Here is a 24,893-nt window from a genome sequence, read left to right on the forward strand (position 1 = left end):
GTGGCCGACTCCAAGATCGCGGGGTTCCGAACTGCCCTATGGCATAGGAGGCTTGGGCCGTGTCCACTCCTCCCCCCGCCCCGACGGGCCACATGATCGTGTGCGGTGACGACGCGCTGGCCACCCGGCTGGCCGGTGAGCTGCACGAGGTGTATCGCGAACGCGTCACGCTCGTCGTGCCGTCCACCCGTGGCACGGGGCGCGGGGAGCGGCGGGCCGCGCTGCTCGGGCGGCTGTCCGCGGCGATGGGCCGATCCGACGGCGAACCGGTGCCGCGCGTCACGGAGTTGGCGGCCGAGGAGCCGACCGATGACGTGCTGCGGCAGGCGGGCGTCGAGCGGGCCACGGCGTTGGCGCTCGTCCATGACGACGACGAGATCAACATCCGCGCCGCCCTGGCCGCCCGGCGCCTCAACCCCGGGCTGCGGGTGGTCATCCGCTCCTACAACCGGACGCTCGGCCGCCATCTGACCGATGTCCTCGACCAGGCCGCCGCCCTGGCCACCGGCGGCTCGGCGCCGCCCGCGTCCACGACCGTGCTGTCCGACGCCGACACCGCCGCGCCCGCGCTCGCCGCCACCGCCGTGGCCGACACGCGCAAGGTCGTGCAGGCGGACGGGCTGCTGCTCCAGGCCGTCGAACGCACGCCGCCCCGCGACGGCGGGCTCGCGGACCCGGGCCTGTGCACGTTGGCGCTGCTGTCCTCGACCGCGAGCGACCCGGCGGGCGAGGAGGGCTCGGACCGCAGCGGCGCGAGCGGGCCCCAACTCCTCCCGGACGACGAGGCGGTGGCCGCCGCGACCGGACGCGGCACGGTCGTGCTCCAGACCGTTCGGCACACCGGCCCCCCGCTCTCCCCGCGCCGGCTCGCGCGCCGGGGCGCGCCGTTGTCGGAGATCTTCTCGCGCCGCCTGCGCCGTTCGCTCGCGGGCGGGCTCGCCGCGGTCCTCGCGCTCACCGCGACGGCGGTGCTGACCACGGGCGACGACCCGGTGCACGCCATCCACCTGGTGCTGCTCGACCTCTTCTCCATCAACGACCCGGCCGTGGACGAGCCCACCGTGCGGCAGGCGCTCCAACTGTTCGCGGGGCTCATCGGGTTGGCGCTGCTCCCGGTCCTGGTGGCGGGCGCGCTCGAGGCGCTGGGGGCGGTGCGCGGCGCCACCGCGCTGCGCCGCCCGCCGCGCGGCCTGTCCGGGCATGTGGTGCTGCTCGGGCTCGGCAAGATCGGCAGCCGCGTGCTGTCCCGGCTGCGGGAGCTGGGCATCCCGGTCGTGTGCGTCGAGGAGGATCCGGAGGCGCGCGGCATCCCGCTCGCGCGCCGTCTCGGGGTGCCGGTGGTGCTCGGCGATGTGACGGAGGAGGGGGTGCTGGAGGCCGCGAAGGTGCACCGGGCACACGCCCTGCTCGCGCTGACCAGCGCGGACACCACCAACCTCGAGGCGGCGCTGTACGGCAGGAGCGTCAAGCCGGATCTGCGGGTGGCGCTGCGGATCTACGACGACGACTTCGCGACGGCCGTCTACCGGTCGCTGCGCGCCGCGCACCCCGGCGCGGTGACGCGCAGCAGGAGCGTGACGACGCTGGCCGCGCCGGCGTTCGCCAGCGCCATGATGGGGCGGCAGATCCTGGGGGCGATCCCGGTGGAGCGCAAGGTGCTGCTGTTCGTGGCGGTGGAGGTGGCGGCCGTTCCGGCGTTCGCGGGGCGGACGGTGGCCGAGGCGTCGCGGCCGGGCGCGTGGCGGGTGCTGGCGCTCGACACGACGGCGCCCGCCGACCGGCGGCCCGACCTGGCGGCGGCGCGCACCGATGAGGAACGCGCCAGGCCCGGCGATCTGCTGTGGAATCTCCACCGCGGCTATGTGCTCAGGCCCGAGGACCGGGTGGTGCTCGCGACGACGCGCCGCGGCCTGGCCGAACTGCTCGGCAGACGGCCCGAGTCGGGCGCGGCGGGGTGAACGGTCCGCTCACCATGGGGTCGGATCTGAGTAGTCGAGCGGATGTGGCGAGGGCGCGGGACGCGGGACGCTGGCGCGCATGGAGACCAGCGCGCCGGTGACATACTGCCCCGCCTGCCTCGCGACGGTGACCGTGACCACGCCGCTTCAGGCGCCCTGCCCCGCGTGCGGGCTGCCGTTGCAGGGGCCGGGGCCCATCGAACTGCGGGCGATCGACGGCGAGTTGCGTCGCCTCGACGCGCTGCGTTCGGGGCTGCTCGTGCGGCGGGAGGCGCTGCTCGGCGGGCTGCGGGCGGGCGTTCGGGCGAACGGTCCGGCGGGCGTTCCCCCAGCAGGAGGCGCGCCCGCACCCCCACCCGCGCCGACGCCCGCCGACGCCGCGCCCGGCACGGCGCGCGACACCCTGCTGATCCTCGGCGGCGGGCTGCTGACCCTGGCCGCGCTGACGTTCATGCTGCTGAGCTGGCGCGGCATTGGCCTCGGCGGCCGCACACTCGTGCTGCTCACGCTCACCGCGGCCGCCCTCGCGGCCCCGGTGACGCTGCTGCGGCGGGGCCTGAACGCCACCGCCGAGGTGGTGGCCACGCTCGGCCTCGTCCTGCTGCTCCTCGACGCCTTCGGGCTGCATCGCACGGCGTTCCCCGAGGCGGACGGCCTCGGCTATGCCGCGGCGTGCGCGGCGGCGATCGCCGCGCTCTGGGCCTGGTACGGCCGCCTGCTGCCCGAGCCGGGGCTGCGGCTTGTGCTGCCCACGGCCGTGGTGGTCGCCCAACTCGCCCTGCCGCTGGCCGCGTTGGCTCTGAACGGCGGGCCAGGGGACGTCGCATGGGCGCTCCTGGCCACCGCCTGGGCCGATGTCGCCCTCGCGGTCGCGCGGCGCGGTCCTTCGGCCGGGGCGCGGGCCACGGCGTGGGTGGGCGCGCTGGTCACCGGGGGCCTCGCGCTCCTGCTGGCCGAGGCGCTGCCGCTCGGCGGCATGGCCGCGGGCTCCCCTGCCCCGTCGGTGAGCGGGGCGTTGCTGCTGGCCGCCGTCGCGCCGCCGCTGCTGTGGGCGGCCCACCGGCGGCCGGGGGAGCGGGCGTTGCTCGCGGCGGGGGCGGGTCTCGCGCTGCTCGGCGCGGCCGGTGGCCTGGGGCGGTGGGCCGTTCCGGCGTATCTGCTGCCGTCCGTCGGGCTGTTGGCGGTGGCGTGGTGGCTCGAACGGCGCGGGCTCGGCGGTCGGGGCCGGGCGTCCATGGGCGCGGGGCTCGGCCTGGCGGCCGCGTTCGCGCAGGGCGCGGCGCTGCTGTGGGCGCTGCCCGCGGTGGCGGAGGCGGCGTGGGGGCCGTTCGCGTGGGCGGGCGCGGCATGGGACGGGGTGCCCGGCGGGCCCGCGCGCGATGCGCTCGGGCCCGAACTCGCCTGGTCGGGCGGCGCGGTGACGCCGCTGGCGCTCGGGGTCCTGGCCGCCCTGGCGGTGGCGGTGCGACGCCTGGGCGAGAACGCCGTGTTGCGGCTGTGGGCGGCGCGGGTGGCGCTGCCGCTCGCCGCCGCCACCGGGGCAACGGCCCTGCTGGCGGCCGGAGTCGGCTATGCGCCGACGCTGGCCGCGCTCGTGGCGGCGGCCGCGGGTCTGCTGATGGCGCGGCACGCGGTGGCGGGCGCGACCGGCCTCGCGCTCGCGGCGACGGCGACCGGCTGGGCGCTGGCCGAACAGGCGGCCACCTTCGCCGTGTTGGGGGCGCTCGCGGCGGCGTTGGTGGTGGCGCGCGGGCGCGCGGTGAACGCCACGCACCGGCGCGTGGCCGAGGCGGCGGCTGTCCTGTGCCTCGCGGGGCTGGCCCGCGCGGTGCCCGCCGCGTTCGAAGTCCCCTCGGAGTGGGCGGCGTTCGCGGTGCTCGGCGTGGCGGTGGCCGCGGTGGCGGCCGGGGTCGGAACGGCGCGCGCCCGCTCGACCACCCTCGAGGGCGCGGGGTACGCGGTCGCGGGGTGGGCGCTCGTGCTGGCCTCGGGCGGTGCCGCGACGGCGTCGCTCGCGCTCGGCGTCTGCGGCACGGTGGCGACGGCGGTGGCGCTGCGCCCCGAGCGCCGGATCCCCGCCGGGGTGGCCGCGACGGCGCTGCTGAGCGCGGCGCTGTGGGTGCGGCTGGCCGCGTCCGAGGTCGCGGTGCCCGAGGCGTACACCCTCCATCTGGCCGTCGCCGCCCTGGTGTTGGGCGCGGTGCGGCGGCGCGGGGACGCCTCGGTCTCGTCGTGGCGGGGCTATGGGGCGGGTCTTGTGGCGCTGTTCCTGCCGAGCCTGGTGGTGGTGTTCTCGGGGCCCGACGGGGCGCGCGCCCTGCTGCTCGGCGCCGGGGCGCTCGCCGTGACCATCGTGGGCGCGCGGCACCGCCTGCGCGCCCTGCTCGCGCTCGGCGGTGCGACGGTGGCGCTCGTCGCCGCGCATGAATGGGGCCCGTACCTCACCACGGCGCTCGGCCTCCTCCCCCGCTGGACGCCTCCCGCCTGCGCGGGCCTGCTCCTGCTGTGCCTGGGCGCGACGTACGAGCGCCGCATGAACGAGGCCCGCCGCATCCACGCCACCTGGCGCCGCCTGGACTGAGGCCCGGGCTGAGACCTGGACTGAGACCTGGACTGGGGCCCGGGCTCAACCCGGCTGGGCGGCCACCCGCCCAGGGAGCCCGAGGAGCGTCGCCACCCGCGCCACGGTGGCGGTCGGGTCGCCGTGCGGGTCGGCATGCACGGTGGTGATGTCACACGCGCGCGCGGGCGGCAGATTGACCGGGGCATCGTCCACGAACACGCATTCGGCGCCCGTCAACCCCATGCGTTCGAGGACGCGTTGATAGATCACGGGGTCGGGCTTCGCGATGCCCTCGCGCTCGGAGATGACCGCCACGTCGAACAGGTCCCAGACGCCCACATGCCCGTACGGGTCATACGGGTCGAGGCCGAAGCTGTTCGACAGCATCGCCACCGTGAGCCCGGCCTCCCGCGCCTCCCGCGCGAGCGCGACCATCCCCGCGGCGGGCCTGACCCCCGCCCAGGCGCGGCCCATCAGGTTCTCGGGGGCGACGCCGATGAGGCGCGCGGTCGCGGCGTTCCACTCCTGCTGCGAGAGCGCCCCGCGCTCCAACTCCCGGTAGAGCGCCCGCCCTTCGGGGTGCTCGCCCAACGTCGTGGCCCACGCGTCCGCGGGCAGCCCCTCCGCCGCGGCCCACGCGGCGACGGACTCGCGCACGCCCTCGGTCAGCACTCCCCCGAAGTCCAGGATCAGCCCCCGGTACGCCATCCCCGCCCCTTCCCTCGACGCCCGCCCGGGCGGGCGGCCCCTCCCTGGGAGCATTCCCCGCACGGGCGCGTTCAGCCGGTGGGGGGATGTGACGCGGGCGGCCGGTGACGGAAAGTCATCATGAACGCATGCCCTCGGAGGTGTCGACAACCCATCGGCGGCTCCGATGTCTCCTGTGTCTCCTGTGTCTCCTGTGAGAGCCGCCCCGCCAGGGGCGGCGCCCCAACGGAAAGGGATCGTCGTGAAGTACATGCTCATGGTGCTCGGCTCGCAGGCTGGCTACGAGGCGCTGCGCGGGAAGGCGTCCGAGGGGAACCCCGCCTGGGCCCCCGAGGAGATCCAGGCGATGCTCGACCACATGGCCGCGATCAACAACGACCTCGCCGAGTCCGGGGAGTTGATCGACGCCAACGGCCTGAGCGAGCCCGCCCAGGCCCGCTGGGTCAGCGTCGCCGACGGCGGCCAGCCGTTGATCACCGACGGCCCGTACAGCGAGGCCAAGGAGCTGCTCGCCGGGTACTGGGTGCTGGAGTGCGAGAGCCTGGAGCGGGTCACCGAGATCGCCGCCCGCGTCGCGCGCTGCCCGGAGCCCGCCGGGTCACCGTCCCTGCCGGTCGTCATCCGGCCCATCCCCGACGCCCCCGGCGCGGGCGTATGACGCATGGGCCCGGCCTCGAGGATCTGCCGCGCCGCCACGCGCCGCAGGTCCTCGGCGCCCTGGTGCGCCGATTCGGGCACTTCGCCCCGGCCGAGGACACCGCCCAGGAGGCGGCGCGTGAGGCGAACGGCCGCGCGCGAAAGCGCCTCAGGCGGCGGGGGTGTAGTCGCTGATCGTGTAGCACTCCTCGTCGTCGATCGCGTCCCGGTCGCGGTCGATCGTGATGCCGGACGGCGGGCCCTCGCCCTCGGGCGCGCCCTTCGGGTAGTCGGTGGTGACCTCGTCAGCGCCGTCGTCCCTGGCCTGTTCGGCGAGGTCGAGCAGACCGGCGATGGTGGGCACGTCGTCGCTGTGGCCGAGGTACGCCTCGGCCGAGACGTCCAACGCCGCGACCTCGACGACCTCGCCGCCCTCGACGGAGATGTCGAAGACGCCCATCAAGCTCCGCTCGCCGCACATGGATTCCAGGGTGTACCGGTAGGCGTCCGGCTCGGTCCAGCCCGGGGCGCCGACCTGCGCGCCGCCGCTGCCTTCCCCGCCGCCGCTGCCCTCGTCGCCGCCGTCGTCCCCGCAGCCCGCCAGCGCGAGGCACAGCGCCACGAGGCTCACCGGGGCCGCCGCCCGTCTCGCCGCGTGTTTCGCCGCCCGTTTCAAGGCCCTCATGTCCCTTCGACGCCCGGGGCCGCCCGCCGGATCCGGGGTCGCCCGGCGCATGCGCCGCTTGACCTTGTCGCGGCGTCAACGTCTTCACTGTCCGTATGCGTATCGGAGAACTCGCCGCGCCGGCCCGAGTCACCACCCGCACCGTGCGGCACTACCACCGGATCGGACTGCTTCCCGAATGTCGACCTCACCGGGACCGTCCCGTTCGTCCGCCCGCTGGGCGCGCCCGCCGAGGCGCGCACCACCTTCCGCATCTCCGCGGAGCATCGGCGGACGGGGCGCCCCCTCCAAGCAGAGGGCCCCCCGCTCGGCCGCGTCAGCCATACGCCTCACCCCCCACCCGGCCACCCTCGAGAACGCGGCCGCGGGGCCGGATCGGCGCCCAGGAAGCCGATCGAGATCCGCGGGGCGTCCGGCGGCAGAGGCGCGAGCCAGGTGGGCACCCGCACCGCGGGCAGGCGCCCTGCGGTGAGGGCGAGGCGCGGCAGCGAGACACCCGACTCCTCGGCCAGGGACGCCAGATAATCCGCCTCGCGACGCCGACCACCGGCCGGGAAGAACGGGCCGGGATCCAGGCCCTCGGGTATCGTCCCGGCCCGCGACGGCTCGGCGTCCCAGTCATCCAGCGTGAACCGGCCGGTCTCGCGCCCATCCTCCGCGAGGGCGACATGGAAGAGGCCGGGCGCGTCGGACCAGACCATGACCGCCCGCGTCCCCCGGGAGGCCGAGGACCCGGGCCCGGCCACCCGCCGTCCCGGGTGACACGGCTCGGGACGCGACTCGTAGGCGAAGCTCCAGCCGCCCCCGCACGTCCCGACGCGGGCCAGCCCGGGCCGCGGCCCCGAGCTCCAGCCGCTCACGCCGTGCCGCAGCCGGAACAGCTCCCGCTCGTCGACCGGGTCGAGCAGCGGCCCCTCCCCGACCCGCGCGGCCAACTCCCCCGGCGGAACGCCCTCGACGAGCACGAGCCGGTACGGCGCGCGCCGTCCCCCGTCCACCAGCCACGCCAGCCCGTCGGGCTCCGCCGCGGGCGGCGGCGTCGACGGCACGGGCGCGGCCGCCCCGCCGCGCGGCGTGGCCAGGATCGACCGCCCGCGCTCCGGGGTGATGACGGGCCCGAGCACCGGATCGGCCAGCAGCCCCACGGGCGCGAGCAACTCCGCGCCCTCGCGCGGCCGCCACGCGGGCAGCGCCTCGGCCACCACCCGCCACGCGCCGTCGGTGTCCCCCCACCGCGCCAGCTCACGCGCCGCCGCGACCGCGTCGCCGAAGGGGCCCGGCGGCCGATAGACCTCGGGGACCGCAGGGGCGCGGAACGACGCGCCACGCCCCCGCCCGAGGCGCCGACCCCGCCACGACCCGCCGCCGCCGCGCGACAGCAGCGCCTCGGCCTCGCCGAGCAGCGCCCTGGCCCGCCGCCGCCCGAACCCGGCCGCCGTCCGCAGCACCGAGAGCGGCTCCGCCACCTCCCCCGCGAGGCTCGCCCGCGCCGCCTCGTCGACCGCCGCGTCCAGAGCGCGCGTCGTCCCGTTGACGAAGCCGGGCTCGTCCGCGCGCAGCGCGTGCCACCGCCGGTACAGGTCGCGCATCGCCTCGGCGAACGACGCGAACCGCTCCGGCGGGCTCGCCGCCCAGCCCGCGTACACATACGCGGCCCACTCGCCGTCCGCGCCCACGTCGGCCGGGTCGAGCAGCACATCGGTCAGGTCGGACTCGATCGCCAGCTGGAGCGACCGCGCCCACAGGTCGGCGGGGAACCCCGCGTCGTCTCCCCATGTGGCGCCGCGGCCATGGGGGTCGCCGTGCCAGTCCACCCGGTCGCTCACGCCGAGCAGCCGCACGAAGCCGCCCGCGTGCCGCCAGCCGTCGGTGACCGCGAGGAACGACCGGTACGACGGTGGCAGCCGCACCCCGCCGAGCCGCGCCTCCAGCGCCGCTGTCCGCTCGTCGGACGCCGCGGGGAAGCCCAGCCAGCGCCGCTCGCGCGCCTCCGCGTCGCCGGGCCGCCCGCCGCGCTCCCGGTCCACGGCCTCGACCGCGTCCGCCCACTCGCCGCTCCACCGTGTCAGGAACGACCGCCACTCCTCGATCTCCATGTCACCCAGCGTGACATCCCCCACTGACAATCCGTCCCCGGCCGCCCGCCGGGCGGTACTTGGGCCGGTCGGCGTAAGAGCGGTTTCGCCCCGTGCCCCATGTGGGATCGGGTGTTCCCATGGCACACCGCATCGCATCGGAAGCCCTGGTGGAACGCCTCATCGACTGGGGTGTCGACACCGTGTTCGGTCTCCCGGGGGACGGCATCAACGGCGTCATGGAGGCGCTGCGCCGGCACCGCGAGCGGATCAGGTTCGTCCTGGTCCGTCACGAGGAGTCGGCGGCGTTCATGGCCACCGGCTACGCCAAGGCGACCGGGAAGCTCGGGGTCTGCCTCGCCACCTCGGGCCCCGGCGCGATCCACCTCCTCAACGGCCTCTACGACGCCAAGCTCGACCATGTCCCCGTCCTCGCCATCACCGGCACCCAGGAGACCTCCGTGCTGGGCACGGGCTATCAGCAGGAGGTGCCCGTCGAGCACCTCTTCGCCGATGTGTCCTGCTACAACCTGGTGATCAACAACCCCGTCCAGCTGCCCGGCATCGTCGACATCGCCGTGCGCACGGCCCTCTCGCGCCGCGGGGTGGCGCATCTGACGCTGCCGAACGACATCCAGGTGGCCGACGCGAACGCCGACCCGTGGCGCCATGTCACCCCGGCGCGCCCACCCGTCACCGCGCCGGTGTACGCACCGGCGCCAGGACTGCCGCGCGCATCCGATCTGCGGAAGGCCGCCGACGTGCTCAACGCCGGGCGCAGGGTCGCCATCCTCGCGGGCGTCGGGGCGCGCGGCGCGCGGGACGAGATCCTGGCGGTCGCGGACACGCTCGGCGCCCCGGTGATCAAGACGTTGCCCGGGAAGGCGGTGATCCCGGACGACAGCCCGTTCGCGGTGGGCGGCATCGGCCTGCTCGGCACCCGCCCCGGCGAGGAGCTGATCGACGACTGCGACACGCTGTTCATGGTCGGCTGCAACTTCCCCTACACGCAGCACCTTCCGCAGCCGGGCGCGGTCCGCACCGTCCAGCTCGAGGCAGAGCCGGCGCGCGCCGGCGTGCGGATGCCGGTGGAGGCGCCGGTCATCGGCGACGCGAAGGAGGGGCTCGCGGCGCTGCTCCCGCTGCTGCACCCCAAGAAGGACCGCCGCCACCTGGAGAAGTACCAGGAGGCGATGGACAAGTGGCGCAAGCGGATGGAGGCCCTGGAGAACCCCCGCCGCAACCCCGTCGCCCCCCAGCACGTGATCGGGGCGATCGACGACCTGGCGTCGGACGACGCGATCCTGACGTGCGACAGCGGCACCGTCGCCACGTGGGCGGCGCGGCACTGGACGATCCGCAGGGATCGCGACTTCTTCATCTCAGGCAACCTTGCCACCATGGCCCCAGGGCTGCCCTACGCCATCGCGATGCAGCACGCGTTCCCCGGGCGGCAGGTCATCGCGTACGTGGGCGACGGCGGATTCGCCATGCTGATGGCCGACTTCGTCACCGCCGTCCACGCGAAGCTGCCGATCACCGTCGTGGTCAACAACAACAACTCCCTCGGCCAGATCCTCTGGGAGCAGATGGTGCTCGGCTACCCCGAGCACGGCGTGCGCTACCAGGAGCCGTTCACCGACTTCTCCGCCTGGGCGCGGGCCTGCGGCGGCCATGGCCTCAAGGTGGGCCGGGGCAAGGATGTCACCAAGGCGATCAAGCACGCGCTCGGGCACGACGGCCCCTCGCTGGTCGACATCGACGTGGACCAGGACGAGCCGCCGATGCCGGGCAAGGTCGAGTACGGGCAGGCGAGGAAGTTCGCGGAGGCGTTCGCGAAGGGCCAGCCGCGCCGCACCACCATCGCCACCACGCTGGCCAAGGACCGGATCGAGCAGCTCACCCACAAGTGACGGGCCCCGGCCCGAGTCACCCCACCCGAGCGACGCGACCCACCCGAGCGACACGAAACGAAGGGCTCACCCATGCGCATCGGCATGATCGGCGCGGGACACATCGGCGCCACCCTCGCCGCCCACCTCACCGACGCGGGCCACGAGGTGGCCATCGCCAACTCCCGAGGCCCCGGCACCCTCGAGGACCTGGTCGAGGCGATCGAGGGCTCGATCCGCGCCGTCACGGCCGAGGAGGCGGCGGACTTCGGCGACGTGGTCGTCGTCTCCATCCCCTACGGCCGCTATCTCGAGCTGCCCGCCGCCGCACTGCGCGGCAAGGTTGTGATCGACACCTGCAACTACTACCCCCAGCGCGACGGCGCCGACCCCGAGCTCGACGACGACAGCACCACGTCGAGCGAGAAGATCCAGGAGTACACGCGGGCCCGCGTGGTGAAGGCGTTCAACGCCATCTACTGGTACAACCTGCGCGACCGCGCCCGCCCCAAGGGCGCCCCCGACCGCCTCGCCATCCCCGTCTCGGGCGACGACGACGAGGCCAAGCGCACCGTCGGCGACCTGATCGACCGGATCGGCTTTGACGTGGTGGACGCCGGCAACCTTGCGAGGGGCGGCCGCAAACACCAGCCGGGCAGCCGCGTCTACACCGCCGAGCTGTCCGCCGACGAGACCCACAGCCTGCTCGACGCGGCCTGAGCCGCCGGACGACCGCGGCCCGCCGGAGAGGACGCCCTATGGACCCGATCGACCTGCCGATGCCCATGGTCCGCCGCCCGCCGGTGACCGCCGACCCGGACGCCCTCGCGTCCGCCCTGCGCGAACGGGTGGACGGCGAGGTGCGTTTCGACGCGGGCAGCAGGGCCGCCTACGCGACGGACGCCTCCAACTACCGGCAGATCCCCATCGGCGTCGTCCTCCCCCGCACCCCCGAGGCCGCCGCCGAGGCGGTCGCGGTGTGCCACGAGCACGACGTGCCGCTGCTGTCCCGCGGCGGCGGAACGTCCCTGGCGGGCCAGTGCTGCAACGCGGCCGTGGTGATCGACTGGAGCAAGTACTGCCACCGCCTCGTCTCGCTCGACGCCGGGCGCCGGGTGTGCGTCGTCGAGCCGGGCATCGTGCTCGACGACCTCAACCGGCGCCTGGCCCCCCACGGCCTGATGTACGGCCCCAGGCCCGCCACCCACCCCAACTGCACGATCGGCGGGATGATCGGCAACAACTCCTGCGGCTCCACCGCCCAGACCTACGGCAAGGTCGTCGACAACATCGCGCGGCTCGAGATCCTCACCCACGACGGCCTGCGGATGTGGGTCGGCCCCACCTCAGACGACGAGCTGGCCCGCCTGGTCTCGGGCAACGGGCGCGAGGCCGACATCTACCGGCACCTGGTGGCGCTCCGCGAGCGGTACGCCGAGCTGGTCAGGGAGCGTTACCCCGACATCCCGCGGCGCGTCTCCGGCTACAACCTCGACTCGCTCCTGCCCGAGCACGGCTTCGACGTGGCAGGGCTGCTCGTCGGCTCGGAGTCCACGCTGGTCACGGTGTTGCGCGCCGAGCTCGAGCTGGTGCCGGTCGAGAAGCACACCGCGCTCGTCGTCCTCGGCTACCCCGACATCGGCGCCGCGGCCGACGGCGTCCCCGCCGTTCTCGCGCACCGCCCGCACACGTTGGAGGGCGTGGACGACCAGCTGGTCACCGACCAGCGGATCAAGCACCTCAACCCCGACGGGCTACGGGTCCTGCCCTCGGGCTCCGCGTATCTGATGGTCGAGTTCACGGGGGAGACGCGCGAGGAGGCGGACGGGAAGGCGCACGAGCTGTTGAACGCGCTCCCCGACGATGTCGCGCACACCTGGTACGACGATCCGCGCCACCAGGCGGAGCTGTGGCTCGTGCGCGAGTCGGGCCTGGGCGCGACGGCCCATGTGCCGGGGCGTCCCGACACATGGGAGGGCTGGGAGGACGCGGCCGTGCCGCCCGAGCGACTCGGCGACTACCTGCGCGGATACGAGGCACTCTGCCGGGAGTTCGGCTATGGCCGCCCCGCGGTCTACGGCCACTTCGGGCACGGCTGCGTGCACACCCGCATCCCGTTCGACCTGGAGACGGCCGAGGGCGTGACGCGGATGCGGGCCTTCGTCGAGCGCGCCGCCGAGCTGGTCATCGGCCTGGGTGGCTCGCTCTCCGGCGAGCACGGGGACGGGCAGTCGCGCGGCGAGCTGCTGGTGAAGATGTTCGGGCCCGAGCTGATCGAGGCGTTCGAGCGGCTGAAGGCCGTCTTCGACCCAGGGAACCGCATGAACCCCGGCAAGGTCGTCGACCCCTACCACCTGGACGAGAACCTGCGCCTCGGCGCCGACTACCGGCCGATGGAGCCGCCGACGGTGTTCGCGTTCCCGGCCGACGACGGCAAGTTCAGCCGGGCGGCGGCCCGTTGCGTCGGCGTGGGCAAGTGCCGCTCGCTCGAGGGCGGCGTGATGTGCCCGAGCTACCGCGCCACGCGCGAGGAGGAGCACTCCACGCGCGGGCGCGCGCGCCTGCTCTTCGAGATGGTGCGCAACGACTCGCCGGTCGACGGCGGCTGGCGCTCCACCGAGGTGGCCGACGCGCTGGATCTCTGCCTGGCCTGCAAGGGCTGCAAGACCGACTGCCCGGTCAATGTCGACATGGCCACCTACAAGGCGGAGTTCCTGCACCACCACTGGGCGGGGCGCGTGCGCCCGCGCGCGCACTACTCGATGGGCTGGCTCCCCGTGGTCGCACGCCTGGCGGCGCACGCCCCCCGCGCGGTCAACGCCATCACATCCGCCCCCCTGCTGGCGCGCGCCGCCAAGGCACTGGGCGGCATCGCCCCCGAACGCGACCTGCCCGCGTTCGCCGAGCAGCGGTTCACGGCGTGGTGGCGCCAACGGGGCGAGCCGCGCGGCAGCGGGCGACGCGGCCAGGTGGTGCTGTTCCCCGACACGTTCACCGACCACTTCCACCCCTCGGTCGCGCGCGCGGCGGTCGAGGTGCTCGAGGCGGCGGACTTCCGCGTCAAGGTGCCCACACGCGCGGTCTGTTGCGGCCTGACCTGGATCTCCACCGGCCAGCTCGACATGGCGCGCCGCGCGCTCCGGCACACCGCGGCCGTGCTCCGCGACGACCTGCACGCCGGGATCCCGGTCGTCGGCCTCGAGCCCAGCTGCGCCGCCGTCTTCCGCGCCGACGCCTCCGAGCTCCTGCCGCGCTCCGACGACATCACGCGCCTGCGCGACCAGACCCGCACCCTGGCAGAGCTGCTCAACGAGCGCGCCCCCGACTGGCGCCCCCCGCCCGTCGACGCGCGCGCGGTCGTGCAGCGCCACTGCCACCAGTACGCGGTGCTCGGCTTCGACGCCGAGCGCGACCTGCTGCGGCGGGCCGGGATCGAGGCCGACATCCTGGACGCGGGCTGCTGCGGCCTCGCGGGCAACTTCGGCTTCGAACGCGGCCACTACGACGTCTCGATGGCCTGCGCCGAGGCGGCCCTGCTGCCCGCGGTGCGCCGGGCGCCGAAGGACTCCCTGATCCTGGCCGACGGCTTCAGCTGCCGCACCCAGATCGCCCAGGCCGAACGCGACCGCGTCCCCGCCCACCTCGCCGAGGCCCTGGCCGCCGCGCTCCCCGACCCGCCCCGCGAGTCGATGGAGCCCCCCGGCACCCGCCCCACCCGCCTCCTCCCCGCGGGCGCGACGGGCACGGCCCTCATCGTCGCCGTCCTGCTGGCCCGCAGGGCGAACGCGCGCAGGGGAGGGGAGTAGCGCGCCGCGGGAGCCGTCGAGCGCGTCAGTAGGGCCGGACCCGGGTCAGGACGCAGTGCGGCGACACGGCGTCGGCGACGACGACAGGCCAACCGTTGGCCTCGTGCTCATTCAACGGGCAGACCCCGGGCCCTTAGGCGGGCGAGAACGGACTGAACGGTCGTCGTCGGGGGCGTTGTCAGTGGGCGGTGTCATGATCGGGGGTGTCCACCGCGGGAGGGGAGTTGCGCGATGAGTGCCGAACGGGCGGCCGCCGACAGCCATGATGTGATCCAGGTGCGCCGCGCCAGGGAGAACAACCTCCGGGATGTCTCACTCGACATACCGAAGCGGCGGCTCAGCGTCTTCACCGGGGTCTCGGGGTCGGGGAAGTCGTCGCTGGTGTTCGGGACGATCGCCGCGGAGTCGCAGCGGCTCATCAACGAGACGTACACCGCGTTCATCCAGTCGTTCATGCCGACCCTGGGGCGGCCCGACGTCGACCAGCTGCGGAATCTCAGCGCGGCCATCGTCGTGGACCAGGAGCGGATGGGGGCCAACTCCCGTTCCACCGTGGGGACCGTCACCGACGCGTACACCATGCTGCGCATCGTCTACAGCCGCCTGGGGACGCCGCACGTCGGGACGTCGTCGGCGTTCAGCTTCAACAGTCCCGAGGGCATGTGCCCCGCGTGCGAGGGCCTGGGCGAGGCGTCCACGATCGACGTGGGGGAGCTGCTCGACACGTCCCTCTCGCTCAACGAGGGGGCGATCACCGTTCCGGGCTTCGGCGTCGGGACGTGGTACTGGCAGGTGATGGCCTCCTGCGGGCTCTACGACCCCGACACCAAGGTGCGGGACTTCACGCCCGCCGAGCTGGACGACCTGCTGCACAAGGCGTCCACCAAGATCAGGGTCGGGTCGCACAACGTCACCTACGAGGGCCTGATCACCAAGATCCAGCGGACGTATCTGTCCAAGGACCGCGAGAAGATGCAGCCGCACCTGCGCGAATTCGTGGACCGGGCCGTGGTGTTCACCAGGTGCCCGTCCTGCGCGGGCACCCGGCTCAACGAGACGGCCCGCTCGTCGCTCGTCGGCGGCGTCTCCATCGCCGAGTGTTCCGCGATGCAGATGGACGAGCTCGCGGCGTTCGTCGGGGGCCTCGACGAGCCCTCGGTCGGGCCGATGCTGGCCGCGCTGCGGCACCTGCTCGACTCGCTCGTGGAGATAGGGCTCGGCTATCTCAGCCTGGACCGCACGTCGTCCACGCTCTCCGGCGGCGAGTCCCAGCGCGTGAAGATGGTGCGGCACCTGGGGTCGAGCCTCACCGATGTCACCTATGTCTTCGACGAGCCCACCACGGGTCTGCACCCGCACGACATCCAGCGGATGAACGACCTGCTGCTGCGGCTGCGCGACAAGGGGAACACCGTGCTGGTCGTGGAGCACAAGCCCGAGGTGATCCGCGTGGCCGACCACGTCGTGGACCTCGGCCCCGGCGCGGGCGAGGACGGCGGCACCGTCTGCTACGCGGGGGATGTCGCGGGCCTGCGCGCCTCGGACACGCTGACCGGGCGGCACATCGAGCACAGGACCGCGCTGCGCGACGCGGTGCGCGGTCCTCGGGGGCGGCTGGAGATCAGGGGCGCCACCTCGCACAACCTCAGAAACGTCGACGTGGACATACCGCTGGGCGTGCTCACGGTCGTGACGGGCGTGGCGGGCTCGGGCAAGAGCTCGCTCATCCATGGCGCGCTGCCGGGCCGCGCGGGGGTCGTGGTGGCCGACCAGTCGCCGATCCGCGGCTCCCGCCGGAGCAACCCCGCGACCTACACCGGCCTGCTCGGCCCGATCCGCACGGCGTTCGCCAAGGCCAACGGGGTCAAGCCGAGCCTGTTCAGCGCGAATTCGGAGGGCGCCTGCTCCCACTGCAACGGGATAGGGCTCGTCTACACGGACCTGGCGATGATGGCGGGCGTGGCGTCGGTGTGCGAGCAGTGCCAGGGGAAGCGGTTCACGCCCGAGGTGCTGACGTACACGCTCGACGGCAAGGACATCAGCGAGGTCCTGGCCATGTCCGTGGCGGAGGCGCACACGTTCTTCCCCTCGGGGCAGGCGGCCGCGGTGCTGCGGCGGCTGATGGACGTGGGCCTCGGCTATGTGCGTCTCGGGCAGCCGTTGACGACGCTGTCGGGCGGGGAGCGGCAGCGGCTCAAGCTGGCGATCCACATGGCGGAGAAGGCCGCGATCTATGTGCTGGACGAGCCGACCACGGGACTGCACCTGGCGGATGTCGATCAGCTGCTCGCGCTGCTCGACCGCCTGGTCGACGCCGGGAACAGCGTGATCGTCATCGAGCACCACCAGGCCGTGATGGCCCACGCCGACTGGCTGATCGACCTCGGCCCCGGCGCGGGGCACGACGGCGGTCAGGTGGTGTTCACGGGGACCCCGGCGGAGCTGGTGGCCCGCGGGGACACGCTGACCGCGCGGCATCTGCGGGCCTATGTGGGCAAGGAAGTCGGCAACGAAGTCGGCGAGGAAGTCGGCGGGGACCTGGGCGAGGGCGCGGGCAGGGGGGCCGAGCGGTGACCCCGCCCCTGCCGTCCGGGGCCCTGCGGGCGCTGCTCGCCGGGCCGTTCGCGGGCCGAGGCGACGTGCCCGCGGCGCTGCTCGCCGCGGCGGCGGCGAGCGAGGACGCCGAGGCGGCGCGGGCCGCGTTGACCCACCCGGCCTGCCCGGCGGCGTTGCGCGCCGAGACGCTGCGAGCCGCGTCCGACGGGCGCCTGGCGCGGCTCGCGGAGGACGCGGGGCCGTTCGCGGCCGACGGGGTGATCGCCGAGCTGCGGCGTCGCACGCCGGAGCCGCCGCCGATGACGGCCGAGCCGCGGGACGGCCGATCGGCCGCGTGGGCCGTGCTGGTCGAGGCGGATCCCGAGCGGATCCCCGAGGCCGTGTTCGACGCGGCGGTCCGGCTGTTGCCCGGGCCGCCCGCGCAGCACCGCGAGGGCGAGAGCGTCGAACGGTGGATGCGGGAGCACCGCGCCGCGCGGGCGGCGTGGCGGGCGATGTGGCTCGAGCTGCTGCGGCGCCACCGGGGCAGGCAGCGGCGGCTGTCGGCGCTGCTCGAGGGCTCCCCCGCCCAGACGGAGATCCGGCACCTGCTGATGGACGAGCTGGTGGACTCGGCCGAGCCCGAGCTGCTCACGGAGGTGGCGCTCGCGGATCTGGCGCAGTTCGCGGGGGCGGTGCTGACCACCAGGGTGTGCCGGGAGATACGCGCGGGCCTGGCGCGGGAGGCGGCGCGGGAGCGGTTCGCCGACGAGCTCGCGGCGCTCCCCGACGAGGCGCGGCGGCTGCCCGAGGCGTATCTGGGCGACCTCGGGCTCGACATGGACCGGGGCGCGGGCGCGGCGGCGCACTGGATGGCCTCGGCGGCGGGTGGCCGCTGGCGGACCCTGCTGCGCGGCCCGGCCGAGGGGTGGCCGCTGTCCGAGGAGGCGCGGGTGGGGCTGGCGCGCCGGTTCGCGGAGACGGCGGCCGAGGCGTTGGCGCTGTGGGAGCCGGAGCCAGGGCGTCCGGTCGGCCGGGTGGACCAGCTGCGCTGGGTCGCGGTGGCGCTCGGGTATCTGCCGTCCGTGGAAGGGCCGTTGCGCGAGCGGCTGCGGGCGCTGGTGGCCGACGCGCGGCGGGGCCGTCATCTGCGGCGTGGCTCACGGAAGTTCGACGACGCGCTGGCCGTGATCGAGCGCGCCGTCGCCGAGGTCCCCGCGGCGCCCGAAGCGGTGTCGCCGCACGAGCTGGCGCACGCGCCCGAGGGGGTGCTCGGCGACTATCTGGACCGGCACGCGGGCGATGACGCGCTGGTGGAGAAGGCGCTGCTGTCGTTCGCGCTGGGCAGGCGGGGCGACTTCGCCGCGGTCCTGTCCCGGCACTCGGCCCCTGCCGAGGCGCTGCCGCGCCTCACGCTCGGCCTGCGCCGCCTGCTCGCGGACGGCCCCGGCGCCGAGGCGTGGACCCGGGCGGCGCTCTCCGCCCCCGGGTGCGCCGCCGAGACGATACGCGCCCTGCCCGCCTGGGCCGCCATGAGCGACGCGTCCCCCGAGGTCACCGCCCTGGTCGCCGCCGCCATCGGCGACGACCCGACGGCGTGGGAGCGGCTGGCCGCGAGCCCGATCGGGCCCGAAGGGCCGCACGCGTGGCGCCGCCTCGGCGACATCCTGGACGCGGCCCGCGACGCGACCCCGTGGCCCAAGGCGCCCGCCGCCTGAGCTACAGCATCAGCGCCGTGCGTTCGCCGATGGGGGTGAGGTGGAGGGCGGCCAGGCGCCAGGTGCCGTGGGCCGCCGTGAGGAACTGACTGACGCGGAACGCCCCTTCCACGTCGCGGCCCTCGTAGACGCTCTGCTGCCGCTGCACGCCGAGGGCGACGGCGGCGCCGCCGTAGCGGCGCAGCTCGACGTCCTCCCACGTGAACAGGTCGTGCACCAGGGCCCCCGAGGAGTAGCGCGCCAGCCAACGTGCGCGGTCGAGGACCGTGCCGAGGGAGCCCACCGCGGCGAAGTCGCCGGTGAGGAGGGTGTCCAACGCCTCGATGTCGCCCCGTAGTTCGGCCCGGGCCCACCGCCCGCCGAACTCAACGAGCTCCAGGTCGCCTTGCATGTCCCGCCTCCTCGCGCGTGGGGTGGTCGCGACCCCCCACCCTCCGCCGAGGTCACCCCGCACCACATCGGCCGGGAGGAGGGCATCCCCGTACTACCGAGGAGGTATGACGGAGCCGAGCCACAGGGCGTCGCGGGCGCGGGTCATGGCGACGAACAGCTGGCGGCGGGCCAGCTCACGGCGTTCGGCGGCGGCCTCGCTGTCCGGCGCGTCGCCGTTGCCCGCGGGTGAGCAGCCGGTGGTAGTCGTCGATGGCGCGCCTGGTGGGGCAGAGCACGGCCGAGCCGCCCAGGGGCCCGGGGGCCCGCAGGGCGTCGAGGAGCGCCTGGTCGTGCTCGGCCGCGGAGTGGAGCGTGACCCGGGTGACGCCGCCCCTGCGGAGCACCGGCTCGACGTCGCGGCGCCCCGCGGTGCGCACCTCGTCGATGTCCTCGAAGGCGTCGTCGGCGACGACGGCCAGGGCCGCCTGGAGGGTGTCGGCGGCGTTGCGGTAGTTGGTGCGCAGGACCTGCCCGCGGTCGCCCCTGATGTCGATGCCCGCCTCGGACAGGCGGAACCCCCCGGGACGGACGGCCTGTTGGCCGTCGCCGATGAGCAGCAGGCCGTTGGGGGCGTCGCCCGTCAGGGAGTGCGGCAGCCGGATGCCGACGAGGGTGAGGTCCTGGACCTCGTCGACGACGACCGCGCCGTAGGGGCTCGCGGCGGGGTCGCTCGCGCGGCTCTCGGCGAGGGCGAGGGCGAGGATGTCGTTGAAGTCGTGCACGCCGCGCTCGGCGCGCAGCCGCTCGTACTCCTCGTACGGGGCCCACACCGCCTCCCGGTGCGCCCGGGTGAGCCGCGGCCTGCGGCTGCGCCTGACCACCGCCGCGTACGCGTCGAAGGTCGTGATGCCGCGGCCCTTGATGACGTGGTCGACTCGAGGCGGTCGGCCACGGTCCTCGCCAACGCGGCGGTGAGCCGGGGCCGTTCGCGCAGCAGCGCGGCTCGGAGACCGCCCGCTCGGCCGTCGCGGTCACGGCGAGCAGCTTGTCGATCTCCGCGTCCCTGTCCTCGCCCGCCGCGGTCAACCGGCCCTGCATGAGCCGGGGTTCGGGACGCCACGCCTTGACGTCGATGACCCCTGCTCGCGCAGGAGCCGTTCCTGTCGGCGCGCCTCCGGCGCCTTGCGCCGTGCCGAGTCCCCTGCCGCCATGGTGTCCCTCCCCGTCTGACGCGGAGTGATGATCCTAGGACAGTCCGTCGAGGGTGGCAGGGGGTCAACGACAGGGGACGCCATGGCTCGGGGCCAACGGCTCGGGAATCAGGGGGCCTTGGTCGGGGCCGGGGTCGGGGACGGGGAGGGGGTCGTCGGGGCCTCGCTCAGGCCGTAGCGGGTGTGGAGGGTGCGCAGGGGGGTGGGGGACCACCAGGCGCGGCGGCCCAGGAGGGTCATCGTCGCGGGGACCAGGAGCATGCGGACCAGGGTGGCGTCGATGAGGACGGCGAGGGTGAGGCCGAGGCCGATCTGGAGGATCGGGGAGAAGCCGCCGGTCATGAACGCGCCGAACACCACGGCCAGGAGGAGCGCCGCGCAGGAGACGACGCGGCCCGAGCGGCGCAACCCGGTGACCACGGCCGTGTGCGGGTCTCCGCTGTCGAGCCACGCCTCGCGCATGCGGGCCAGGATGAACAGCTCGTAGTCCATCGCGAGGCCGAAGGCGATCGCGAGGATGAGCGGCGGGGCGGTGATGTTGAGGGCGCCCAGGTCGTCCTGGAAGACGAGCACGACCGCGCCGAGTGCGGCGCCGAGGCTCAGCAGGGTGGTCAGGATCGTTCGGATCGGCAGCAGAAGCGATCCGGTGAAGGCGAACAACAGCACAAAGATGGAGACCAGAACGATCGCGACCGCCCAGGGGGTGCGTTCGGCGAGCATGGCGCGGAAGTCGACGAGGCGGGCCGCCGGCCCGGTGACCTCGACCAGCTCGTCGCCGCGCAGGGCGCGGATGTCCTCGACGAGGCCGGTGGCGGTGGGCCCGTCCACCTCGCCCGCGGGGGTGAGGCGCACGATCACCGCGCCGTCGTCCAACGGGGTGGTGCTGGCCGAGGCGACGCCCGGGAGCGACTGAACGCGTTCGGCGATGTCCGGATCGGCATCAGGTGCCATCAGAACGGTGATCGGGGAGATACCGGTTCCCTCCGGATAGTGATCCTCAAGGGCGTCGTAGAGGCCCCTGGCCTCGGTCGACGCGGGCAGCGAACGGGCGTCCCCCACGGCCATGGTGAGCCCCGCGACCGGCGACGCGAGGAGCACGAGCGGCGCCACGGTGGCGGCGGTCACGACCAGCGGGCGGCGGGCGGCGAAGCGGGCCACCCGGGCGAAGAACGCGCCCGAGTCGGCCGCGGGCCCGGCGGGCGCGATCTTCTTCCCGAAGCGGGTGAGCAGCGCGGGCAGCAGCGTCAACGCCGCCAGCATATCCACGACGACCACCGCGGCGGCGGCCAGGCCCATGCTGCGCAGGAACGGACTCGGGAACACCAGCAGCCCCGCCAGACTCACCGCCACGGTCAGCCCGGAGAACAGCACGGTCCGCCCCGCGCGCCGCACGGTCCCGGTGACGGCCTCGACCACGTCGTCGGTGGCGCGGCGCTCCTCGCGGAAGGTGACCACCATCAGCAGCGCGTAGTCCACGGCGAGGCCGAGCCCGAGCATGGTGGTCAACTGGACGGCGTAGACGGAGACTTCGGTGACCAGGCTGAAGAGGTGGAGGGCGAGGAACGCGCCCGCGACGCCGCTGACCGCCACCATCAGCGGGAGCCCCGCGGCACGCAGCCCGCCGAAGATGACGAGGAGCAGCGCGAGGACGACGGGCAGGGAGATCAACTCGGCGCGCTGGACGTCCTCCTGGGCGCGGGCGCCCATCTCCTCGCCCAGCAGGGGGCCGCCGCTGACGTTGACCTCGGCGTCGGCGCGGTCCTCGATGGCGCGGATCACATCGACCGCGTTCTGGAGGGAATCGCCGTCGTCGCGAGCGAACTCGATCGGGATCAGCAGGGCTCTGCCGTCTTCCGACGGAATCGGATCGGGTACGGCGGAGACATCGGGCAGGGCGCGGACGTCGGCGAGGGCGCGTTCGACCTCGGCGGTCAGCGCGGGATCGGTGACGTCGTCGGACTCGATCACGGCGGTGATCGATCCGTCCAGGGGATCGATCCGGTCGAGGGTGGCCGTTGCGCGGTCGGATTCGCTTCCGGGCACGGATTCGACCGTTTCGATCAGGCGGCCGAAGACGCCGGTGCCGATGCCGAAGCCGACGACGATCAGCAGGGCCCAGACCCCGATGACGGTGAGCGGGCGGCGGGTGGCCACGCGTGCGAACGTTCCCAGCATGGTGGTGCCTCCTCAGGGCGAGCGGCGCGCTCGGGACGCGCTCGGGTCGGTCAGGAGGCTTCAGCGTGGCGCGCGGAGGGGGCCCGGCGGATCGCCGGTGCGGGCGGTCTCGGGACTCGCCCGCGCGGGGGAGCCGGGGGGCGGTCAGTCGGCCCCGGGGGTGACAAGTCCGGTCTCGTACGCGCAGATCACGGCCTGGATGCGGTCACGGAGGCCCAACTTGGCGAGGATGTTCGACACATGCGTCTTCACGGTGTGGTCGCTGACCACCAGGGCGGCGGCGATCTCGGCGTTGGTCAGACCCCGGGCCAGCAGCCGCAGGGTCTCCTCCTCGCGCGCGGTGAGAACCTTCAGCCGGGTGGAGGGAACGGCGGGGCGGCGGCGGGTGAGGTCGGCGACCAGGCGCCGGGTGACGGAGGGCGCGAGCAGCGAGTCGCCCGCCGCGACCACGCGCACGGCGTGCACCAGGTCATCCCGGCGAACATCCTTGAGCAAAAAGCCACTGGCCCCCGCATACAAGGCGTCATAGACGTACTCGTCCAGATCGAACGTCGTCAGCATCACGACACGGCACGCGCTGCTCTCGCACACGCGCCGCGCCGCCTCGATCCCGTCCATGCCGGGCATGCGGATGTCGAGCAGGAGCACGTCGGGCGCGTGCGCCGCGACGGCGGCGACGGCCTCGGCCCCGTCGCCCGCCTCGGCGACGACCTCGATGTCCGGCTGCGCCTCGAGGATCATGCTGAATCCGCTGCGGACCAGCTCCTGGTCGTCCGCGACGACGACGCGGATACTCATGCGGTCACCTCCACGGGTGCGGTCGGCAGATGGGCGACGACGCGGAAACCCCCGCCGGGCGCGGGCCCGGCCTCGGCCGTCCCGCCGCAGGCCGAGGCGCGTTCCCGCAGCCCGATCAGGCCGTGGCCCCGGGAGCCGTCGGGGTCGCCCGCGCCGCCGGAGCCGTCCGCGCCGTCGGGGTCGTTCGGCCCCCGCCCGTCGTCGGTCACGGTGATCACCAACTCCCCCGCCGCGCCCGCCCAGTCGAGGACGACGCGGGCGCTGTCGGCGCGGGCGTGCTTGAGGGTGTTGGTCAACGCCTCCTGCACCACCCGGTAGGCCGCCACCTCGGTGTCGGGCGGCACGGCCGTCGGCGCCCCCTCGGTGGTGAACGACACCCGCAGGCCCGCCCTGCCCACGTGCGCCACCAGGTCGGGGAGCGCGGCGATGGTGGGCTGCGGCGTGCGCAGGTCGCCGCGTTGCTCGTCCTTCAACACGCCCAGGATCCGCCGGAGTTGCGCCATCGCGTCGCGCCCCGTGTCGGCGATGGCGTCGAACGCCGCCTCCGCGCGGGCCGGGTCGGAGCGCACGACCACGGGCCCGGCCTCGGCCTGCACGACCATGAGGCTGACCGCGTGCGCCAGGATGTCGTGCATGTCCCGTGCGATGCGGGCGCGTTCGCGGGCGGCGGCCTGCGCGACCTCGTTCGCCCGCTGCCGTTCGAGGCGCCGCGCCCGGTCCTCGACGGCGGCGGTGTACGCGCGTTGCAGGCGCCCGAGCGTGCCGAACGCGTAGGCCGTCACATAGCTGAGCAGCGTGAACGCGTACTCCAGCGGGTCCGCGTCCAGCGCGAACAGCGTCAGGGTCGAGACGCCCAGCCACCCCGACAGCATGAACCGCCGGTGCCACGGCGGCGTCAGCGCGGCCACGGTGTAGAGGACGACGAGGCCGCCATAGGTCACCTCGGGCGGCGGGTCGTGGTAGATCGCCATGACGGGGGTGCAGAAGCTGACCACATAGCTGCACGCCTCGGGCGCGCGCCGACGCCACACGAGCGGAACGGCCGTCCCCGCGGCGAGCAGGAATCCCCAGGCGGTCACGCCGCCGCCGTCCTTGGTGTCGTCGGGCAGGACGTACTGCCCGCAGGCCATGACCAGGATGAACGCGGCCAGCGCCGTGTCCACGACATACGGGTTCGCGTCGCGCAGCCGACGCAACCGACGCTCCCACCGGGCGGACAGGGTCATGCGGCGCCTCCTCGTACCGGGCACAGGCCGTGCCAGTATCGCCGCGCGCCGGGGCGCTGTCCTCGCCGGTGCGGGGGATATCCGCCCTCCCCCGCGCGGGGCCGGGAGGGGTCCCGGGCGGTCGGTGGCAGGCTGAGCGGTGAACGGGCCATGAAATCAAGGCCGTTGGGTCGGTCGCCGTGCCTACGGGGGGCATGGCGGCCCGCGGCTTCCCGCCGGGGGGCGGTTGGCGGGAGGATGGTGCCAGGGATCCGTTCGGGGAGGGGTGCCCCATGGCGTCGTCGTGGGTGCGGTGGTCGCGGGCCTGCTCGGCGCGTGGGCGGCGTTCGGTCGCGGCGGGCCGCAACTTCGGCGTGGTCGTCTCAGGCGACGACGCGCGCGTGGACCAGCGAACGCTCCTGGTCGCGCCGGGCGCGCTGCCCCCCCCCCCCCCCCCCCCCCTCCCCCCCCCCCCCCCCCCCCCTCGCCCCCCCCCCCCCCCCCCCCGCCCCCCCCCCCGCTCCCCACCTCCCCCCTACCCCCCCTACCCCTCCCC

Annotated in this window: 16 protein-coding genes and 1 pseudogene; 9 read left to right on the plus strand and 8 right to left on the minus strand. The window is 74.7% G+C overall.

All coding sequences use genetic code 11. The features are described from left to right. The first annotated feature begins 92 nt into the window (after nt 1–92). Together D7318_RS11970 and D7318_RS11975 are read left to right on the plus strand one after the other, a co-directional pair. A complete protein-coding gene (locus tag D7318_RS11970; protein WP_120696898.1) occupies nt 93–1,958 on the plus strand; it encodes an NAD-binding protein in 1,866 nt (621 codons plus the stop codon). 79 nt (nt 1,959–2,037) lie between these two features. Next, nucleotides 2,038–4,539, plus strand: coding sequence for an SCO7613 C-terminal domain-containing membrane protein (locus D7318_RS11975; protein WP_230423654.1), 2,502 nt, complete (start codon nt 2,038–2,040; stop codon nt 4,537–4,539). Nucleotides 4,540–4,584: 45 nt separating this feature from the next. Here the strand turns inward: D7318_RS11975 and D7318_RS11980 are convergent, their stop codons facing one another. After that, nucleotides 4,585–5,229 carry an HAD family hydrolase gene (locus tag D7318_RS11980; RefSeq protein ID WP_120696899.1) on the minus strand — a complete coding sequence of 215 codons (645 nt, stop codon included), beginning with the start codon at nt 5,227–5,229 and terminating at the stop codon, nt 4,585–4,587. A 241-nt stretch (nt 5,230–5,470) separates the two neighbouring features. On the opposite strand from D7318_RS11980, the gene D7318_RS11985 reads away from it, so the two are divergent. Further along, nucleotides 5,471–5,887 carry a YciI family protein gene (locus D7318_RS11985; protein WP_120696900.1) on the plus strand — a complete coding sequence of 139 codons (417 nt, stop codon included), beginning with the start codon at nt 5,471–5,473 and terminating at the stop codon, nt 5,885–5,887. A gap of 147 nt (nt 5,888–6,034) precedes the next feature. On the opposite strand, the gene D7318_RS11990 is transcribed toward D7318_RS11985, so the two are convergent. Beyond that, a complete protein-coding gene (locus D7318_RS11990) occupies nt 6,035–6,496 on the minus strand; it encodes a DUF6174 domain-containing protein (RefSeq protein ID WP_230423655.1) in 462 nt (153 codons plus the stop codon). 149 nt (nt 6,497–6,645) lie between these two features. Between D7318_RS11990 and D7318_RS34935 the strand changes: the two are divergent. Beyond that, nucleotides 6,646–6,723: pseudogene (locus D7318_RS34935) on the plus strand (MerR family DNA-binding transcriptional regulator); the annotation flags it as partial. A 156-nt stretch (nt 6,724–6,879) separates the two neighbouring features. Here the strand turns inward: D7318_RS34935 and D7318_RS12000 are convergent. After that, nucleotides 6,880–8,646 (minus strand): SMI1/KNR4 family protein, encoded by a 1,767-nt coding sequence (locus tag D7318_RS12000; RefSeq protein WP_183091373.1) that lies wholly within the window; start codon nt 8,644–8,646, stop codon nt 6,880–6,882. A gap of 119 nt (nt 8,647–8,765) precedes the next feature. Here D7318_RS12000 and D7318_RS12005 point away from each other — a divergent pair, with 119 nt between their 5' ends. From D7318_RS12005 to D7318_RS32790, 5 genes are all read left to right on the plus strand, one after another. Beyond that, nucleotides 8,766–10,538, plus strand: coding sequence for a thiamine pyrophosphate-binding protein (locus tag D7318_RS12005; protein ID WP_120696901.1), 1,773 nt, complete (start codon nt 8,766–8,768; stop codon nt 10,536–10,538). A gap of 72 nt (nt 10,539–10,610) precedes the next feature. Beyond that, a complete protein-coding gene (locus D7318_RS12010) occupies nt 10,611–11,237 on the plus strand; it encodes an NADPH-dependent F420 reductase (RefSeq protein WP_120696902.1) in 627 nt (208 codons plus the stop codon). A gap of 38 nt (nt 11,238–11,275) precedes the next feature. Beyond that, nucleotides 11,276–14,323, plus strand: coding sequence for an FAD-binding and (Fe-S)-binding domain-containing protein (locus D7318_RS12015; RefSeq protein WP_120696903.1), 3,048 nt, complete (start codon nt 11,276–11,278; stop codon nt 14,321–14,323). A gap of 231 nt (nt 14,324–14,554) precedes the next feature. Then, the gene (locus tag D7318_RS12020) at nt 14,555–16,897 is read left to right on the plus strand and encodes an ATP-binding cassette domain-containing protein (RefSeq protein ID WP_120696904.1); all 2,343 of its coding nucleotides are present in this window, start codon (nt 14,555–14,557) and stop codon (nt 16,895–16,897) included. Continuing rightward, nucleotides 16,894–18,576 (plus strand): hypothetical protein, encoded by a 1,683-nt coding sequence (locus D7318_RS32790; RefSeq protein WP_183091374.1) that lies wholly within the window; start codon nt 16,894–16,896, stop codon nt 18,574–18,576. The genes D7318_RS12020 and D7318_RS32790 overlap by 4 nt, the downstream gene beginning before the upstream one ends. 1 nt (nt 18,577) lies before the next feature. Here the strand turns inward: D7318_RS32790 and D7318_RS12030 are convergent, their stop codons facing one another. From D7318_RS12030 to D7318_RS12050, 5 genes are all read right to left on the minus strand, one after another. Further along, the gene (locus D7318_RS12030) at nt 18,578–18,967 is read right to left on the minus strand and encodes a nuclear transport factor 2 family protein (protein WP_120696905.1); all 390 of its coding nucleotides are present in this window, start codon (nt 18,965–18,967) and stop codon (nt 18,578–18,580) included. Between the two features lie 175 nt (nt 18,968–19,142). Then, nucleotides 19,143–19,829 (minus strand): UvrD-helicase domain-containing protein, encoded by a 687-nt coding sequence (locus D7318_RS12035; protein WP_329604571.1) that lies wholly within the window; start codon nt 19,827–19,829, stop codon nt 19,143–19,145. Between the two features lie 438 nt (nt 19,830–20,267). Further along, nucleotides 20,268–22,334, minus strand: a complete 2,067-nt coding sequence (locus tag D7318_RS12040) for an MMPL family transporter (RefSeq protein ID WP_120696906.1) — start codon at nt 22,332–22,334, stop codon at nt 20,268–20,270. Between the two features lie 144 nt (nt 22,335–22,478). After that, entirely contained in the window at nt 22,479–23,132 is a 654-nt protein-coding gene (locus D7318_RS12045; RefSeq protein ID WP_120696907.1) for a response regulator, read from the minus strand. After that, nucleotides 23,129–24,358, minus strand: coding sequence for a sensor histidine kinase (locus tag D7318_RS12050; RefSeq protein ID WP_120696908.1), 1,230 nt, complete (start codon nt 24,356–24,358; stop codon nt 23,129–23,131). The genes D7318_RS12045 and D7318_RS12050 overlap by 4 nt, the downstream gene beginning before the upstream one ends. Between the last annotated feature and the right edge of the window lie 535 nt (nt 24,359–24,893).

Source organism: Streptomyces radicis, from assembly GCF_003626575.1.
Lineage (GTDB): Bacteria > Actinomycetota > Actinomycetes > Streptomycetales > Streptomycetaceae > Streptomyces > Streptomyces radicis.

Excerpts from the sequence above, each read along its gene's own strand:
- D7318_RS11970 (WP_120696898.1), top strand. The coding sequence starts at position 93 with ATGATCGTGTGCGGTGACGACGCGCTGGCCACCCGGCTGGCCGGTGAG.
- D7318_RS11975 (WP_230423654.1), top strand. The coding sequence starts at position 2,038 with ATGGAGACCAGCGCGCCGGTGACATACTGCCCCGCCTGCCTCGCGACG.
- D7318_RS11980 (WP_120696899.1), bottom strand. The coding sequence starts at position 5,229 with ATGGCGTACCGGGGGCTGATCCTGGACTTCGGGGGAGTGCTGACCGAG.
- D7318_RS12000 (WP_183091373.1), bottom strand. The coding sequence starts at position 8,646 with ATGGAGATCGAGGAGTGGCGGTCGTTCCTGACACGGTGGAGCGGCGAG.
- D7318_RS12005 (WP_120696901.1), top strand. The coding sequence starts at position 8,766 with ATGGCACACCGCATCGCATCGGAAGCCCTGGTGGAACGCCTCATCGAC.
- D7318_RS12010 (WP_120696902.1), top strand. The coding sequence starts at position 10,611 with ATGCGCATCGGCATGATCGGCGCGGGACACATCGGCGCCACCCTCGCC.
- D7318_RS12015 (WP_120696903.1), top strand. The coding sequence starts at position 11,276 with ATGGACCCGATCGACCTGCCGATGCCCATGGTCCGCCGCCCGCCGGTG.
- D7318_RS12020 (WP_120696904.1), top strand. The coding sequence starts at position 14,555 with ATGAGTGCCGAACGGGCGGCCGCCGACAGCCATGATGTGATCCAGGTG.
- D7318_RS12030 (WP_120696905.1), bottom strand. The coding sequence starts at position 18,967 with ATGCAAGGCGACCTGGAGCTCGTTGAGTTCGGCGGGCGGTGGGCCCGG.
- D7318_RS12040 (WP_120696906.1), bottom strand. The coding sequence starts at position 22,334 with ATGCTGGGAACGTTCGCACGCGTGGCCACCCGCCGCCCGCTCACCGTC.
- D7318_RS12045 (WP_120696907.1), bottom strand. The coding sequence starts at position 23,132 with ATGAGTATCCGCGTCGTCGTCGCGGACGACCAGGAGCTGGTCCGCAGC.
- D7318_RS12050 (WP_120696908.1), bottom strand. The coding sequence starts at position 24,358 with ATGACCCTGTCCGCCCGGTGGGAGCGTCGGTTGCGTCGGCTGCGCGAC.